This window comes from Motilibacter aurantiacus (assembly GCF_011250645.1).
GTDB classification, from domain to species: Bacteria; Actinomycetota; Actinomycetes; order Motilibacterales; family Motilibacteraceae; genus Motilibacter_A; species Motilibacter_A aurantiacus.
Map to the genome: position 1 here is coordinate 227,223 of NZ_JAANNO010000002.1, position 15,913 is coordinate 243,135.

The 15,913-nt window shown below is 73.3% G+C and carries 14 protein-coding genes; 4 read left to right on the plus strand and 10 right to left on the minus strand.

What is annotated here, in order from left to right:
- Position 1 precedes the first annotated feature (1 nt).
- The 6 genes from rlmN to rpsB all read right to left on the minus strand — a co-directional run bounded on the left by rlmN (position 2) and on the right by rpsB (position 5,619).
- Positions 2-1,300 carry a 23S rRNA (adenine(2503)-C(2))-methyltransferase RlmN gene (gene rlmN / locus G9H72_RS04985; RefSeq protein ID WP_166168420.1) on the minus strand — a complete coding sequence of 433 codons (1,299 nt, stop codon included), beginning with the start codon at positions 1,298-1,300 and terminating at the stop codon, positions 2-4.
- On the minus strand, positions 1,284-2,129 hold the full coding sequence (locus tag G9H72_RS04990) for a phosphatidate cytidylyltransferase (RefSeq protein WP_331271991.1): 846 nt from the start codon (positions 2,127-2,129) through the stop codon (positions 1,284-1,286). The genes rlmN and G9H72_RS04990 overlap by 17 nt, the downstream gene beginning before the upstream one ends.
- A 76-nt stretch (positions 2,130-2,205) precedes the next feature.
- On the minus strand, positions 2,206-2,763 hold the full coding sequence (gene frr / locus G9H72_RS04995) for a ribosome recycling factor (RefSeq protein WP_166168423.1): 558 nt from the start codon (positions 2,761-2,763) through the stop codon (positions 2,206-2,208).
- A 147-nt stretch (positions 2,764-2,910) separates the two neighbouring features.
- A complete protein-coding gene (gene pyrH / locus G9H72_RS05000) occupies positions 2,911-3,639 on the minus strand; it encodes a UMP kinase (RefSeq protein ID WP_166168426.1) in 729 nt (242 codons plus the stop codon).
- Positions 3,640-3,752: 113 nt separating this feature from the next.
- On the minus strand, positions 3,753-4,571 hold the full coding sequence (gene tsf / locus G9H72_RS05005; protein WP_166168429.1) for a translation elongation factor Ts: 819 nt from the start codon (positions 4,569-4,571) through the stop codon (positions 3,753-3,755).
- 148 nt (positions 4,572-4,719) lie between these two features.
- Positions 4,720-5,619 carry a 30S ribosomal protein S2 gene (gene rpsB, locus G9H72_RS05010; protein WP_166168432.1) on the minus strand — a complete coding sequence of 300 codons (900 nt, stop codon included), beginning with the start codon at positions 5,617-5,619 and terminating at the stop codon, positions 4,720-4,722.
- Positions 5,620-5,902: 283 nt separating this feature from the next.
- Between rpsB and G9H72_RS20915 the strand changes: the two genes are divergently transcribed.
- Entirely contained in the window at positions 5,903-6,814 is a 912-nt protein-coding gene (locus G9H72_RS20915) for a M23 family metallopeptidase (RefSeq protein ID WP_196790781.1), read from the plus strand.
- A 22-nt stretch (positions 6,815-6,836) separates the two neighbouring features.
- Here the strand turns inward: G9H72_RS20915 and whiG are convergent, their stop codons facing one another.
- From whiG to G9H72_RS05035, 4 genes are all read right to left on the minus strand, one after another.
- Positions 6,837-7,628, minus strand: coding sequence for an RNA polymerase sigma factor WhiG (gene whiG, locus G9H72_RS05020; RefSeq protein WP_166168976.1), 792 nt, complete (start codon positions 7,626-7,628; stop codon positions 6,837-6,839).
- A 72-nt stretch (positions 7,629-7,700) separates the two neighbouring features.
- Positions 7,701-8,600, minus strand: a complete 900-nt coding sequence (locus G9H72_RS05025; protein WP_166168978.1) for a tyrosine-type recombinase/integrase — start codon at positions 8,598-8,600, stop codon at positions 7,701-7,703.
- 449 nt (positions 8,601-9,049) lie between these two features.
- Entirely contained in the window at positions 9,050-10,243 is a 1,194-nt protein-coding gene (gene dprA, locus G9H72_RS05030; RefSeq protein WP_196790782.1) for a DNA-processing protein DprA, read from the minus strand.
- Positions 10,240-10,893 carry an ATP-binding protein gene (locus tag G9H72_RS05035; protein WP_331271994.1) on the minus strand — a complete coding sequence of 218 codons (654 nt, stop codon included), beginning with the start codon at positions 10,891-10,893 and terminating at the stop codon, positions 10,240-10,242. The genes dprA and G9H72_RS05035 overlap by 4 nt, the downstream gene beginning before the upstream one ends.
- 43 nt (positions 10,894-10,936) lie before the next feature.
- Between G9H72_RS05035 and G9H72_RS05040 the strand changes: the two genes are divergently transcribed.
- From G9H72_RS05040 to G9H72_RS22800, 3 genes are all read left to right on the plus strand, one after another.
- The gene (locus G9H72_RS05040; RefSeq protein ID WP_231126433.1) at positions 10,937-12,607 is read left to right on the plus strand and encodes a recombinase family protein; all 1,671 of its coding nucleotides are present in this window, start codon (positions 10,937-10,939) and stop codon (positions 12,605-12,607) included.
- 854 nt (positions 12,608-13,461) lie between these two features.
- Positions 13,462-14,394 (plus strand): hypothetical protein, encoded by a 933-nt coding sequence (locus tag G9H72_RS05045; RefSeq protein WP_166168435.1) that lies wholly within the window; start codon positions 13,462-13,464, stop codon positions 14,392-14,394.
- A gap of 504 nt (positions 14,395-14,898) precedes the next feature.
- Positions 14,899-15,579 (plus strand): replication/maintenance protein RepL, encoded by a 681-nt coding sequence (locus G9H72_RS22800; RefSeq protein ID WP_166168438.1) that lies wholly within the window; start codon positions 14,899-14,901, stop codon positions 15,577-15,579.
- The last annotated feature ends 334 nt before the right edge of the window (positions 15,580-15,913 follow it).

Below are 15,913 nucleotides of genomic sequence, written 5' to 3' on the forward strand. Positions count from 1 at the left end.
GTCAGACGCCTGCGCCGGCCGCCGCGGGCTCCGGCTCGCCGGTGCCGGTGTCGGCGGCCGCCAGCTGGCCGCAGGCCCCCTCGATCTCGCGCCCGCGGGTGTCCCGCACCGTGACGGCGACGCCGTGGTGCTCGAGCGCGCGCACGAACGCCCGCTCGTCACGCTCGCGCGACGCGGTCCACTTCGAGCCCGGCGTCGGGTTGAGCGGGATGAGGTTGACGTGCACCAGGTGCCCCTTGAGCTTGCGTCCCAGCAGGTCAGCGCGCCAGGCCTGGTCGTTGACGTCACGGATCAGCGCGTACTCGATGGATACACGACGCGAGGTCGTCTCCGCGTAGTGCCACGCCGCGTCGAGCACCTCGTCGACCTTGTAGCGGGTGTTGATCGGGACGAGCGTGTCGCGCAGCTCGTCGTCGGGCGCGTGCAGGCTGACCGCGAGGGTGATGGGCAGCCCCTCCCCGGCGAGCCTGCGGATCGCGGGCGCGAGCCCGACGGTCGAGACCGTGATGCCGCGGCGGGACATGCCCAGCCCGTCCGGGGCGGGGTCGGTGAGCCGACGCACGGCGCCGAGAACGGCGTTGTAGTTGGCGAGCGGCTCGCCCATGCCCATGAAGACCACGTTGCTGACCCGGCCCGGTCCCCCGGCGACCTGGCCGCGCTCGAGGGCGCGGGCGCCGGCCAGGACCTGCTCGACGATCTCGGCGGTGGACAGGTTGCGCGTCAGCCCCTGCTGGCCGGTGGCGCAGAAGGGGCAGGCCATGCCGCAGCCGGCCTGGCTGCTCACGCACATCGTCACCCGCGAGCGACGGGCGCCCGCGGCGTCGTCGGGGCCCGGGCCGGTACCCGCGTCGTAGTCGGACTCGTCACCGAGGCCGGTCATCAGCCCGCCGGAGACCTCACCGGTGACCCGCGCGCCGTAGCGCATGAGCACGGCCTCGACCAGCGCGCCGTCGTGCAGCCGCCACAGCTGCTTGCGGGTGGCACCGCCGTCGGTCTCCCACTCGCGCACGGGCGTGAGCAGGCGGGGCAGCAGGGCCTCGGCCAGCTTGGCGCGCACCGGGCGGGGCAGGTCGGGCATCTGCTCCACGTCGTCGACCAGCCGCCCGAACCAGTGGGTGGACAGCTGCTTGGCGCGGTACGCCGGCTCGCCGAGCTCGACGACCGCAGCGCGCCGCTCCTCGGCGGTCAGGTCGGACAGGTGGCGGGGCGGCTTGCCCCGTCGGGGCGCGGCGAGCACGAGGCCCGGCGGCTGGGGGCGCGTGGGGGCGGGCGGCACGGCGGCGTTATCGGAGGACGACATACTCAATCAGGAGGTAGGCCACCGGGGCGGTGGGCAGCAACGAGTCCAGACGGTCCATCACACCGCCGTGCCCGGGCAACAACGTGCCCATGTCCTTGATTCCGAGGTCGCGCTTGATCAGCGACTCGGCGAGGTCCCCGGCCGTCGCCGTCAGGCAGCACGCCACCCCCAGCAGCGCGCCGGCCCACAGCGGCCCGTCGAGCAGCCAGGCCACCGATGCCGCCGTTCCCGCTGCGGCCACGGCCAGGGAGCCGGCGAAGCCCTCCCACGTCTTGCCCGGGCTCACGCGGGGCGCCAGCTTGTGCCGGCCGAACAGGACCCCGGCCGCGTAGCCGCCCACGTCGTTCGCGACGACCGCGAGCACGAACACGACGACCCGGTCGGGGCCGTCGTCGGCGCGCAGCGACAGCAGCGCGAACCCGGTCAGCAGCGGCACGTACGCCAGGGTGAAGACGCCGGCGGTCGCGTCGCGGACGAAGTCCTCCGGCCCCTTCGCCCCCCGCCAGGCCGCGACCGCGAGCGCGGACAGCGCGAACGCGGCCAGCAGGCCGGGCTCGCCGCCGGCGTACGCCGCGACGAGCGTGGCGACCGCGGCCGCCCCCAGCGGGATGCCGGGCACCGCGATGCCCCGCGAGCCGAAGGCCTGCACCAGCTCGGAGACGCCGAGCAGCGCCGCGACGGCGGCAAGCCCCACGAAGACGCTCGGCTGGACGTACAGGCTGGCGAGCAGCAGCCCGCCCATGACCAGGCTGACGGCGATGGCCGCGGGGAGGTTGCGACCGAGGTTGCGCTTCTGCGGAGCCCTCTTGCGCCGTCGGCTCGCTGCCACCGCCCCGCTCCCGCTTCCTTCCGTTGCCTGCGTCGGCTGTGCGCTGGTCGGATGCGCGGCGTTCGGCGCCACCGGATCAGACCTCGAGCAGCTCTGCTTCTTTGTGCTTGAGCAGCTCGTCGACGGACTCCACGTAGCGCTTCGTCGTCGACTCGAGCTGCTTCTCGGCGCGGGTCACGTCGTCCTCGCCGGCCTCGCCGTCCTTGACCAGCCGGTCCAGCGCCTCCTTCGCATGGCGCCGCACGCTGCGGATCGAGACCTTGGCGTCCTCGGCCTTGCTGCGCGCGAGCTTGATGAAGTCGCGGCGCCGCTCCTCGGACAGCTGGGGCAGCGGCACCCGGATGACCGTCCCGTCGTTGGACGGGTTCACCCCCAGGTCCGAGTCGCGGATCGCGCGCTCGATGGCGCCGAGCGACCCCTTGTCGAAGGGCGCGACGACGATGAGCCGCGGGTCCGGCGTCTGGAAGGACGCGAGCTGGTTCACCGGCGTGTAGGTGCCGTAGTACTCGACGACGATCTTGTTGAACAGGGCCGGGTTGGCGCGGCCGGTGCGGATGGTCGCGAAGTCCTCCTTCGCGACGTTCACCGCCTTCTCCATCTTCTCCTCGGCCTCGAGAAGGGTGTCGTCGATCACCGGAGTCTCCCTTCACGGGTTCGGGTCGGATGGCACGTGCGGGCGGACCGCGCCGCGGCGGAGCGGTCCGCCGACGGGCCCGGAGGAGGCCAGGCTATCGCCCGGGCCCTGCGGAGCGGCGAAGGCGCCGCCGGGTGGTGCGGCGCGTCAGGCCGGGTCGTCGGCCGTCGACACCAGCGTGCCGATGGTCTCGCCGCTGACGGCGCGCGCGATGTTGCCGTCCTGCAGGAGGTTGAAGACGATGATGGGCAGCCGGTTGTCCATGCACAGGCTGAAGGCGGTCGCGTCGGCGACCTTCAGCCCGCGGCGCAGGACCTCCTGGTACGACACCCGCTCGAAGCGCTTGGCGTCCGGGTTGGTCCGCGGGTCGTCGTCGTAGACGCCGTCGACCGCCTTGGCCATGAGCAGCACCTGCGCGCCGATCTCGAGGGCGCGCTGGGCGGAGGCGGTGTCGGTGGAGAAGTAGGGCATGCCGACGCCGGCGCCGAAGATGACCACGCGCCCCTTCTCCAGGTGGCGCACTGCGCGACGCGGGATGTAGGGCTCGGCGACCTGGCCCATGGTGATGGCGGTCTGCACGCGGGTGTCGATGCCCTGCTTCTCCAGGAAGTCCTGCAGCGCGAGGCAGTTCATGACCGTGCCGAGCATGCCCATGTAGTCGCTGCGGGCCTGGTCCATGCCGCGCAGCGACAGCTCGGCCCCGCGGAAGAAGTTGCCCCCGCCGACGACGACGGCGACCTGCGTGCCCTCGCGCACGATGTCGGCGATCTGGCGGGCGATGCCCTGCACGACGTCGGGGTCGACGCCGAAGGACCCGCCGCCGAACACCTCGCCCGACAGCTTGAGCAGAACCCGGTCGTACCTCGGCTGTCCCACGGGTGTCCTTCCTGAGCGGCGGTCGTGCTGGTGTCCTACAACGCAACGCTGCGCGCCCCGGCCGGAGCCGGGGCGACGCAGCGTTGCGGAGTGCGGTGGTGAGCCGCTACCGGTCAGGCGCCGACCTCGAAGCGCGCGAACCGCTTGACGGTCACGCCCTTCTCGTCGAGCAGCTGCTTGACGGTCTTCTTGCTGTCCTGGACCGAGGCCTGCTCGAGCAGGACGACGTCCTTGAAGTAGCCGTTGACCCGGCCCTCGACGATCTTGGGGAGCGCGCCCTCGGGCTTGCCCTCCTCGCGGGCCGTCGCCTCGGCGATGCGGCGCTCGTTCTCGACCGTCTCGGCCGGGACCTCGTCGCGGGTGACGTACAGCGGGCGCATCGCGGCGATCTGCATGGCGGCGCCGCGCGCGGCCTCGATGTCACCACCGTCGAACTCGACGAGCACGCCGACCTGCGGGGGCAGGTCGCTGCTGCGCTTGTGCATGTACGCGGCGACCTGGCCGTCGAAGAAGGACACGGCGCCGAGCTCGATCTTCTCGCCGATGACGGCCGACGCGGACTTGAGGTTGTCCGCGATGCTCGCGCCGTCGGCGAGGGTCTCGGCGAGCAGCGCCTCGGGGTCCGTGACGCCGGTCTTCGCGACGTGGGCGACGATGTCGCTCGCGAGCTGCTGGAACTGCTCGTTCTTGGCGACGAAGTCGGTCTCGCAGCGCAGCTCGACGAGCGCGCCCTCGGCCGCGGCGACGATGCCGTTCGACGTCTCGCGCTCGCCGGCCTTCTTGTCGACCTTGGCGCCCATCTTGACGCGCAGGATCTCGACCGCCTTGTCGAAGTCGCCCTCGGCCTCCTCGAGCGCCTTCTTGCAGTCCATCATCCCGGCGCCGGTCAGCTCGCGGAGCCGCTTGACGTCCGCTGCGCTGAAACTGGCCATGCCTGCTCCTGGGGGAATCGGTGATTGGGAGGTTCGTGCGGTTCGGCGGGGTGCCGGCCGGGCGCGCGTCCGGCGCCCGGCGCAGCGACGCCGGGAGAGCCGCGAGGGCGGCCCGCCCGGCGTACGCGACAGCTGGCGTAGCGGCTGGTCAGGCCGAGGCGCCCGCGGGGCCCTCGCCCGACGCCGGCTGCTCGGCGACCGGCTGCTCGGCGGCCGGCTGCTCCGTGACGGGCTGGTCGGGGGCGGCACCCGCTGCACCCGCGTTGCCACCGGCCAGCAGCTGCTGCTCCCACTCGGCGAGCGGCTCGTCGGCGGCCACGCCCACGTGCGCGCCCTCCTCCTCGCCCGTGCGCACGCCGGCGCGGGCCATCAGGCCCTCGGCGACGGCGTCGGCCACCACGCGGGTGAGCAGCGTGACGGAGCGGATCGCGTCGTCGTTGCCCGGGATCTTGTAGTCGACCTCGTCGGGGTCGCAGTTGGTGTCGAGGATCGCGACGACCGGGATGCCCAGCTTGCGGGCCTCACCGACGGCGATGTGCTCCTTCTTGGTGTCCACGATCCACACGGCGCTCGGGGTGCGGGCCATGTCGCGGATACCGCCGAGGGTCTTCTCCAGCTTCTCCTTCTCGCGCTGGAGGACGAGGAGCTCCTTCTTGGTCATGCCGCTGCCGGGCACGTCCTCGAAGTCGATCTGCTCGAGCTCCTTGAGGCGCTGGAGGCGCTTGTGCACGGTGGAGAAGTTGGTGAGCATGCCGCCCAGCCAGCGCTGGTTGACGTAGGGCATGCCGACGCGGGTCGCCTGCTCGGCGATCGCCTCCTGCGCCTGCTTCTTCGTGCCGATGAACAGGATCGTGCCGCCGTGCGCCACGGTCTGCTTGATGAACTCGAACGCGTTGTCGATGTAGGACAGCGACTGCTGCAGATCGATGATGTAGATGCCGTTGCGCTCGGTGAAGATGAAGCGCTTCATCTTCGGGTTCCAGCGCCGGGTCTGGTGCCCGAAGTGGACACCGCTGTCGAGCAACTGCCGCATGCTGACGACGGCCATGGCCGGTCGGCCCTCCTCTGCGCGCCTCGGGGCGCGCACCTCGGTTGTCGCGCCCGGGCGGTTGCGCGGGCGCGCCTGACGCCCGCGAGGCCGCGCCCGTGCCATCCCTGTCGGGGTGGACCGAGGAGGTGCGGCCCGACTGTGCGGGCGTGCGAAGTCGGCCCACACGGGGGCCGCTAGCAGAAGTCTACGGGATCCCCACCCGGCGACCCCACCCCGCGGTTGTCCACAGCCGGGCTCCGCCACGGCCCCGCGGCGCCGTCCGAGCGGCAGTCTCGTGCCCATGTCGACGTCCCCACCGGCCCGGACGGCCCGGCTGCCCCGGCCCGGCGCTCCCGGTCGGCTCCTGCCCGCCGTGTCGGGGGCGGTGCGGCTGGCCCTGGCGGTGCTCGGGGCGGCGGTGCTCCTCGTGGCCGGCCCGGCCAGGCCCGCCGTCGCCGCGCCGGAGCCGGCCTGGTCCTGGCCGCTCGACGGCGCGCCCGCGCTGGCCCGCGGCTTCGAGCCGCCGCCGGAGCGCTGGCTGCCCGGGCACCGGGGCGTCGACCTGCTCTCGGCGCCGGGCGCCCCGGTCAGGGCCGCGGGCGCCGGGGTGGTGGCGTACGCGGGACGGGTCGGCGGGCGCGGGGTGGTGTCCGTCCAGCACGGCGAGCTGCGCACGACGTACGAGCCCGTGGCCGCGGCCGTGGTGGCCGGGCAGGAGGTCGCCCGCGGGCAGGTGCTCGGCACGCTCGAGGGGTCGGCCGGCCACTGCGCGCCGAGGTCGTGCCTGCACTGGGGGCTGCGCCGCGGCGAGGACTACCTCGACCCGCTGGCCCTGGTCGCGCGGCTCGGCCCCGCGCGGCTGCTGCCGGTGCCGGCGGCCGGGGCCGAGGACAGGAGGGGCGCGGCCGGCACGCGGCCGGCGTCCTCGACGGCCGTGGCGGCACGGCCGCCGCACGACGGCGAGGGCGACGGCGACGGCGAGGGCGACGGCGAGCCTCAGGCGAGGCCGCTGTCGACGCCGGTCCCGATGCCGATGCCGGTCCCGATGCCGGTCCCGATGCCGATGCCGGTCCCGATGCCGATGCCGATGCCGATGCCGGTCCCGATGCCGGTCCCGATGCCGGTCCCGATGCCCGCCGCCGCGACGCTCGCGGGCGGCACGGCGCTCGCCGCGCTGGCCTTCCGGACGAGGCGCGGCGCCCGCGCCGGCTGAGCGGGGACGGCCGTCGGGCGGGTCAGTCCTCGCCCTCGGCCAGCTTGCTGCGCAGCTGCAGGACGGCCTTGGTGTGCATCTGGCAGATCCGGCTCTCGGTGACCCCGAGGACCTGGCCGATCTCGGCGAGGGTGAGGCCCTCGTAGTAGTAGAGCGTCACGACGATCTTCTCCCGCTCGGGCAGCAGGTTGATCGCCTTGGCCAGCAGGTGCTTGGTCTCGTCGGCCTCGAACGCGGCGACGGGGTCCTCGGCCCGCGGGTCCTCGAGGACCTGCTCGGGGCTGCTGTCCTTCTCCCCGCCGAGCAGCTCGTCCAGCGCGACGACGTTGACGTAGGACATCTGGCTGAAGATCTGGTGCAGCTCTTCGAGCTTGATGCCCATCTCCTGGGCGACCTCGGACTCGGTCGGCGTGCGGTGCAGCCGCGCCTCGAGGGCGGCGTACGACTTCTCCACCTCGCGCGCCTTGTAGCGCACGGACCGGGGGATCCAGTCGAGCGAGCGCAGCTCGTCGATGATCGCGCCGCGGATGCGGTTGATCGCGTACGTCTCGAACTTGAAGCCGCGCTCGAGGTCGAACTTGTCGATCGCGTCCATCAGGCCGAAGATGCCGTAGGACACGAGGTCGGCCTGCTCGACGTTGGGCGGCAGGCCCACGCCGACCCGGCCCGCGACGTACTTCACCAGCGGGGAGTAGTGCAGGATGAGGCGCTCACGCAGCCGGGCGTCACCGCCGGACTTGTAGTCCTCCCACAGCTTCTGCAGGGCCTCCTCCGCCGCAGCGGGCTCGTCGACGACGACCGGCTTCTCGGCCACGGGCGACGACTGGTCGACCACGATGGAGACCCCCTCCTTCCCCGGCGCCGACCGGGACGCCCCTCCACGCCGTCAGGCTCGCGGATGGGCTCGCTGGTACGTCGCCTTGAGTCTCTCCACTGAGACATGCGTGTATAGCTGTGTCGTACTGAGAGTAGCGTGACCGAGCAACTCCTGAACGGTGCGCAGGTCGGCTCCCCCGTCCAGCAGATGGGTGGCGGCCGAATGGCGTAGCCCGTGCGGCCCGAGGTCGGGCGCCCCCGGCACCTTCGCCAGCATCGCGTGGACCACCCGGCGCACCGTGCGGACGTCGATGCGCGCCCCGCGGGCCCCCAGGAACAGCGCCGGGCCGCTGGCCGGCGTCTGCACCGCGGGCCGTCCGCGCGACAGCCACTCGTCGACCGCGCGCAGCGCTGGCACCCCGAGCGGGACCGAGCGCTCCTTGTCACCCTTGCCCACGACCCGGACCACCCGGCGGGAGCGGTCCACGTCGGTGCCGTCCAGGCCGCACAGCTCGGCGACCCGGATGCCAGAGGCGTAGAGCACCTCCAGGATCGCCAGGTCCCGCAGGCCGAGCGGCCCGGCGTCCTCGGCCGCCGCCGCGGCCGCGTCCAGCACCGCGCGCGCCTCGCCCTGGCTCAGCACTCCCGGCAGCGAGCGTCCGCCGCGCGGCGTGGCGAGCAGCGCGCCGGCGTCGGCGGGGGCCAGCCCGGCGCGAGCAGCCCAGGCCGTGAAGGTCCGGGCCGCGGCGGCCCGCCGCGCGAGCGTCGCCCGCGCCAGCCCGCTGGAGCGCTGCAGGGCCAGCCAGCTGCGCAGGACCGCCAGGTCGACGCCGGCGGGGTCCTCGCGCCCCATCCGCCGGGCGTGCTCGAGCAGCCCGCCGATGTCGGAGGCGTACGCCCGCACCGTGTGCGCGGAGGACCCGCGCTCCGCGCGCAGGTGCCGGACGAACTCGTCGCGGGCCGACGCCATGGCCGGCGGCAGCGGCGGGTCCTCCGGCTCGATCACGGGGCACACGGTGACCAGCGCTGCGCCCCTGGTCAAGCACCCGCCCCCGTCCCGGCGTGCCGCGGCCCCGGGCTGCCCGCCGGAGTCGCTCGCGGACCGCGAGCGCGGTCGGCCGGCCGCGGTCCGGGCCGTCTGCGCTCCCCCACGTGCCCGCTGACCCTCGTCCGCCGTGCGCGAGCCAGTTGGCCGCAGTGGCTGCTCCGACGACCACTCGCGCCGAACGATCACGGCCACACGTCCAGGCGTGCGGCGCTTTCTGCCGCGCGCGACGGGCGACGCTGCGTTCCGGCTCCTCACGCACTGCCACACCGACCAGCACCGTGCTGGCCACGACCGCGGTAGCCGCGGCGCGCCGGCCACCGCGCGCGGCAGGGCCACGCTCCACGAGTGGCGAGCGGGAACACCCTCGCCCGCTACCCGTGGCGCCGCGCCGTGGGCACCGCCCGACGCCACCCGCGGTCGGTCGCCTCGACGAGCCCCTGCACCGCCATCCGCCCCAGCCGGCCGAGCACGTCGGGCACCGGCAGCAGGCTGGCCCGCGCGAGTTGGCCGGCGGGGACCGCACCGTGCAGCGGCATCGCGTCGTAGACCCGCAGGTCCTCCGGGTCCAGCACGTCGAGCGGACCGGGCGGCGCCCGGCGCTCCGGGCGGCTGTCCACGCCGAGCTGGCCGACGATGTCGAGCACGTCGTCCCCGTCGGTGACGAGCGCGGCCTGCCGGGCGCGTACCTCCTCGTGGCAGCCGGCCGACAGCGGGCTCGTCACGGGGCCGGGCACGGCCATGACCTCCCGGCACAGCTCGCGCGCCCGCTCGGCGGTGCTCCGCGCCCCGCTGCGCAGTGCGGCCTCGACGACCACGGTCCCCCGGCTCAGGGCCGCGAGCAGCCGGTTGCGCTCGAGGAACCGGCCGCGGGTGACGCCCGTGCCCGGCGGCACCTCGCTCACGAGCACCCCGTCCTGGGCGACGCGCGACAGCAGCGGCTCGTGCGCCCGGGGGTAGGCGACGTCGACCCCGCAGGCGAGGACCGCCACTGTCGTGCCGCCCACGGACAGCGCCCCGCGGTGCGCGGCCGCGTCGATGCCGAAGGCGCCGCCGGACACCACCGTCCAGCCGCGCGCCGCCACCTGCGCGCTCAGCGTCGCCGCGACGTGCAGCCCGTACGCGGTGGCCGCCCGCGCGCCGACGACGGCCACCGCGTGCTCGACCGCGGCAGCCAGGCCCGTGCCCGCCGCCCCGCGCACCCAGAGCGCGAGCGGTCGGCCGGCACGCAGATCGTGCAGGGCGGGAGGCCACTCGCGGTCGCCGGGGACGACCAGCCGTGCCCCGGCCCGGGCCGCCATCGCCAGGTCCCGGTCGACGTCGGCCAGGTCGAGCCGGGCGCGGTAGGCGCTCACCTGCCGGCTCGTGGGCCCCTCCAGCCGGTCGGCCCGTAGCCGCTCGAGGACCTCCACGGCCCCGAGGGCGTCGACCAGCGGCACCAGTGCGGGAGCCGGCGGCTCGACGACGCGCCCCAGTGCGACGAGGGCGCGGCGCTCGACGTCAGGGGCGTCGGCACTGCCTGCGCGGGCCGCCCCGGTGCCCGCGGGACGGCTCGTGCCGGCGGTCACGCCGCGGCCCCCGTCGCGGAGAGCCGCAGGCCGACGGCGAGCGCCACGTCGGCGGCGCTCGGCTGCTGCCTCCCGCCGAGGTCGGCGAGCGTCCAGGACACCCGCAGGGCGCGGTCGGCGCCGCGCAGCGTGAGCACGCCGCGCAGCACGGCCTCCTCGACCGCCCGCGCGTCGCGCACCCGCCACCGGGCGCGCAGCTCCCGCCCGGGGACCTCGGCGTTGGTGCGCCAGGCCAGCCCTTGGAACCGCGCCGCGGCCCGCGCCCGCGCCTCGGCCACCCGGGCCGCCACGACCGCTGTCGGCTCGGCACCGCCCGGCTCCAATGCCCCCAGCCGCTGCGCCCCGACGGGCGGCAGCACCTCGACGCGCAGGTCGACCCGGTCGAGCAGCGGACCCGACAGCCGGGACAGGTAGCGGCGGCGCGCCAGCGGCGTACAGGTGCAGTCGAGCCCCTTGCCCACCGCGCGCCCGCACGGGCAGGGGTTCGCTGCGAGGACCAGCGTCGTGCGCGCGGGGTAGCGCGCCGTGCCACCGGCGCGGGAGAGCACCACCAGGCCCGACTCCAGCGGCTGGCGCAGCGCGTCGAGAACGGCGGGCGAGAACTCGGGGGCCTCGTCGAGGAAGCGCAGTGACACCTCAGACGAGGACACGACCTGCCGATGGTCGAGACGCGCCGATGCCAGGAGCGATGCGATGACGGTTGAGACCCAGACCAACACCCGGACCGACAGCCACCGGACGCCCGTGCCGGTCGTCCACCGACGACCGATGCGACCGGTGCGCGCCCGGCCCTACGCCCCCTTCACCCGGCTCACAGACGCGGCTGCACCGGGGACGCAGGGCATCTACCTCTACCTCCGACTGTCGAAGAGACACGGCGACCGCGGCGACGCCATCGAGCGGCAGCGGGTCGACCTCCGGCGCATGCTCGACCAGCAGAGCGGGTGGACGGTGCTTGGGGAGTTCATCGACAACGACAGCGCCAGCCGCTTCGCTGCACGCGAGCGAGCAGGCTTCGAGGCGATGAACGTAGCCATCAAGGACGGGACAGTGCCCGCGCTCGCGTTCGCCCAGCTCGACCGCGTGGAGCGCCGTGGCTCGCCGGCGACGATGCTCTGGCTCGCCATGTGCAAGGAGCATGAGGTCGAGCTGCTCAGCCTCGGGGACAACAACGAGGAGCTCCGCATGCTCACAGCGGCCGCGAAGGTACTCGTCAGCTTCCGCTCCATCATGGCCGAGGAAGAAACCGACATCATGAGCAAGCGGCAGCGGATCGCCAAGCGTCACGCCGCGGAGTCCGGGTTCCATCACGGTGGGCAGCTGCCGTTCGGATGGACCATCGGTCCGCGGGAGCTGGACGAGCACAACCGACACGGCACGCGGCTCGTACCGCATCCCATCGAGCACCCAGCCCTGAAGGACGCCGTACGCCTAGCGCTTCAGGGCGCGAGCATGGCCACCATCGCGCGGTACTGGGCGGACGAACTCGGCATCGTTGCGCACGACGGCAAGCCGGTCTACCAGGCGAGCGTGCTGCGCGCCCTCCGCTCCCCCCGGCTCGTCGGGTACAGGATGCGCCAGGTCCCCGAGCACAAGCGAGGCCAGCGCATCGACCTGATGCAGTTCGTCGCCCGGGACGCCTCGGGCACTCCTGTCATCGCCCACGAGCCCGTCTGCGACCTCACCACGTGGATGCGCCTGCAGCGGGTCATCACCGAGCGGTCGAGCAGCGGCGCGCGCAAGCCCTGGGGCAGCCACGAGTGGCTGCTGTCCGGGCTCCTCCGCTGTGGCGCGTGCGGCGGCCGGCTCTACGGCGCTCAGAAGATGCAGCGAGACGGCAGCAAGACCTTCGTGTACCGATGCCACGCCAACCGCGTGCGGGGCAAGGGCACCTGCGTCGGTTGCAGCGTCGTGGGACCAGGCGTGGAGCGCTTCGTGCTCGGCTGGTTGGTCGAGTACCTCTCGGATGACCGACTTGCACCCGCAGCGGCGGAGCACGAGGCGCGCCAGGAGCGAGAGCCGTCCAAGGAGGAGCGCGAGCTGGAAGAGGCGCGCGAGGAGCAGACCTTGCTGCTCGTGCAGCAGAAGGCAGGCGCGTGGCGAGGCGCGCTACTTGCCACGCTCCTCCAGATGCTCGAGGAAGTACAGGCGCGCATCGACGACCTCGAGCAGCGGGTCCTCGAGCAGACGCGCCTGCCCCTTCCCGTGCAGACGCGGCAGGAACTGCGCGACACGTGGCCCGCTATGGACCTTGAGCAGCGACGGCACCTGCTGCGCCTCGTCATCGAGGGCATCCATGTAGAGCCGAGCCGCCGGAGCGGCAAAGGGATGGACGAGCGCGTCCGAATCTCACCCCGGCTGTAGCCACCTACTCGACACCTGCGCCGAGCCCGGGACTGTCCGGCTCATGACGCACACGCCTCATCACCCCACCCCTGCCCCTACCACTTGGACGTCGGTCAGTGCCAGCGACGACGCCCACCTTCACCAGGCCTGGCACGACCTCGCCAGCGCGGTCCGCGTTCTCCTTGCCGAGGAGACGCTGTCGCCCGGTTCCGCAGCCCACGCCGCGGGACACGTCCGCGCCCTTCACCGGCGCATCAGCGCCATGACGCGAGAGCAGCGCCGCGCGGCCGACGCGGCCGTGAGCAAGGGCCTGACTCTGGACGACGCACTCCGGGCGGCCGCCGTCGACAAGGAGGCGTCTGCGGCGTCGGACGGCTGAGACCGTCGGGGGACGCCCCCGACACCCCCACCGCCGCTACGCGACGCCAGGACGCTGCGGCCCTGGACCCGCTTCCGCCGCTACGCGACGCCAGGGGCAAGCCCCTGGACCCCGGCGGGGCCGCGGCTGCGCCGCGGTCATGTCCGCCCCACCCCCGAAAAGCATGACGGTGGGGCGGACATGACCGCCGCGCAAATACCGGCAGACCGACGCAAGCGCCGGACTGTCCTCTGCGGCGGCCCCGCCTCGTCGTCGCTCCAGCACCAACTGCGACGCCCTCCCGTCAACCCGCTGCTTCGCGACGCGCCTCGACGAGTCCCTGGCGTCCCAGCCGGCGCCTCCACGACGACGACCAGGGGCAAGCCCCTGGACCCCTCGTGGTGCTGGGGATGCCGCTCCCCCAGACGTCCTCCGGCCGCCCGGGGACCCCTGCCGCTACCCCCAACACCACGACCAGGGTCCCCCTGGACCCAACCACCGCTACGGAGCCCTCGTGCCTGACGCCATCCCAGACCTGGACGCCCTCGTCGAAGCCGCACGACTCGCACACGCCGCCCAGCGCAACGACGACGCCGCCGCTGCACGCGTACTCCACATGCTCGCCGAGGCCGACGGCTCCCTCCCCGTGGACACCCTGCTGAGGCAGGGCGTCCCGCGCGACCTCGTCGCGCACGTCGTAGCCCAAGACCCCAACGACAAGCGCAAGAAGCAGCGCGCGCGGCTTGGAATCATCGGGGACACGCCCGTGGTCTGGTTGACGAGCACCGGCTGGCAGGCCACCGGCCGCAGCTCGGGGCGGGAAGCCGTGCCAACGTCAGACAGCGTGGCGCACGCCACGGCGCCCAGTCACGTCGGAGCGTGGCTGGACGCGCGACAACAACGGCTTCTCGCGCACGGCATCCGCATGACCGTTACTTGGGGAGCCGCGTGCCGACGCTGGTCAAACGAGGTGCAGGCACGCGCCTGGGGCACGCTCCGGCTAGCCACAGACAGAGAGGGCGCTGTCGGCAGCCTCACTGGCGGTCTGATTCCCGACGGTCTCATCCTGCAGCACCTGCCGACAAACGAGCAGGGCGAGGCGCTGTACGCCCAACTGCACGGCGAGCGCCCCGGCGACCCGGACGACCTCGCCGAATCCACGTTCGCACTCGAAATCGAGGATAACCGGAAGAGCAGTTCAGGTCTTCGCCACAAGGTGGACCGCTGGGAGGCGGCCACGCTCCAGTTGCACGCAGCCAAAGCCGTCCTGTGGGTCGTCAAGACCCGCGAGGTAGCGCGACGCCTACGCGACCTTGGAGTCGACTCCACCCGTCGCCCCACGCAGCTCCTGGTTCCAGCCACCGCCTTGGGCCTCCCCGGCGAAGACCTCGGGCACATCGAACGCCCCTGGTGGCCTCTGCAAGTACCACCGGACGCGCCGCAGTGAGCCAACCGGCTGAACCTCGGACGCCGTTAGACCCACACGGCGCAATCGCGTCTGCGCTCCGGTCCCCGCCCGGCACCGGTCCTCCTCGCCTACCACGAAAGCGAGGAACCCATGAGTTTCGACGAGCTGGAGAACGACCTTCACTTCCGCCTTGGACGAGCCGTGGGGGTCGTCGCGCGCTCCGCGACTCCCCTTCCTGACCACGTCGGCCGCGAGGTCGTCGCCGTGCTTCGCCGGTCGGCTGCTCCTGCCGCGAGCAGCCCTCGCGCAGCAGCCTGAGCCGTCGGCGACCACACGCGCCTAGGGCAGCCCCTCCCTCATTCCGCGCGCAGCGCGGGGACCGGCGACAGCCGGTCGGTGCTCCGTCAGGAGCACAAGGAGACATGACAACCGACCCCCACCTGTAGTGGAGCTCACGCCACCAAGTGGTCGGACCAGCCCCACCACCAAAGGACAGCCATGCAAACGACTACCTGGACCAGTCACACCGACTCCGACACGACGGTGCTCGACGGCGTGGTCCACGGACCCGGCGGCTACTCGCGCTCCGTCGAGACGCTCGATGGGCAGGCCCGGAGGGAGCAGCACGCGACCTCCCCGGAGGAGCACGCCGAGAACCGAGTGAAGCGCAACCTCCCCCGGACCGCAGAGCTACGAACCATCAACGGCTACACGGGCGAGGTGACGGAGAGGGCCGGGGTCGTGGGGCGCGAGGGCGACGTCTTCGTAGTGCGCCCGCAGTCGAAGGGGCGACCGCACGTCTGGAAGCGGGACGACGGCTTCTGGTTCATGACGCTCGTCTCCAGTGCGAGGCACATCGCCGCGGCCAAGCTCCCCGGCGCTGCCGGGGCTGTCCTCTGGGCGCTGCTCGGCGAACTGCGCCCGGCGGCCGGCAACGTCGTGACGGCGTCCTGGTCACGGCTCGCGCAGACGACGACGTACGACCGGAAGACCGTCGGCGCAGCGCTTCGCGCCTTGGAGGAGGCGGAACTGCTCGCGAAGCTGCCAACCGATGGTCGAGCCACCGCCTCATACATGGTCAACCCGAGGCTCATCTTCTGCGGCGGGACCGAGGCGCGGCGCGACGCAGTGCGGCTCTGGAAGACCCTCCACGGAGAAGACCTCTCGCACCGCCCGGGCGCGCTGCAGAACCTCGACGCGCTTTACGAGCCGGGCGACGCCTAGTCGCCGCTCGCCAGGTCGTCTCGGGTGAGCACGGCATCGGGCGGTCGAGGAGCCACCGCAGAGACGTCTCTGCGGGCGTGTGAGGACCCGTCCGGGCGCGTGCAACCGGTCTTCGTTGGCCACGTTCACGTCGACCAGCGCAAAAACGCGTAGAGCGCACCACCCCCAGCCGCCACGACGTTGGCGCGGCGCAGCAGGAGAAGTAGGCCGAACCTCATGGTCGTGCCCCACCCGCTTCTGGCGACTCGAAGCAGCGTGGCCAGCTCGTCGGATGTCGTCGACGGCGTCGTAGCGCGCTGAAGCGAAGGCATCTGACCTCCAGTGGGCGTCCTTG

What these genes read in the sequence shown, in the direction of transcription:
- rlmN (WP_166168420.1), bottom strand. Translation starts at nt 1,300, where the DNA reads ATGTCGTCCTCCGATAACGCCGCCGTGCCGCCCGCCCCCACGCGCCCC.
- tsf (WP_166168429.1), bottom strand. Translation starts at nt 4,571, where the DNA reads ATGGCCAGTTTCAGCGCAGCGGACGTCAAGCGGCTCCGCGAGCTGACC.
- rpsB (WP_166168432.1), bottom strand. Translation starts at nt 5,619, where the DNA reads ATGGCCGTCGTCAGCATGCGGCAGTTGCTCGACAGCGGTGTCCACTTC.
- G9H72_RS20915 (WP_196790781.1), top strand. Translation starts at nt 5,903, where the DNA reads ATGTCGACGTCCCCACCGGCCCGGACGGCCCGGCTGCCCCGGCCCGGC.
- G9H72_RS05025 (WP_166168978.1), bottom strand. Translation starts at nt 8,600, where the DNA reads ATGGCGTCGGCCCGCGACGAGTTCGTCCGGCACCTGCGCGCGGAGCGC.
- G9H72_RS05040 (WP_231126433.1), top strand. Translation starts at nt 10,937, where the DNA reads ATGACGGTTGAGACCCAGACCAACACCCGGACCGACAGCCACCGGACG.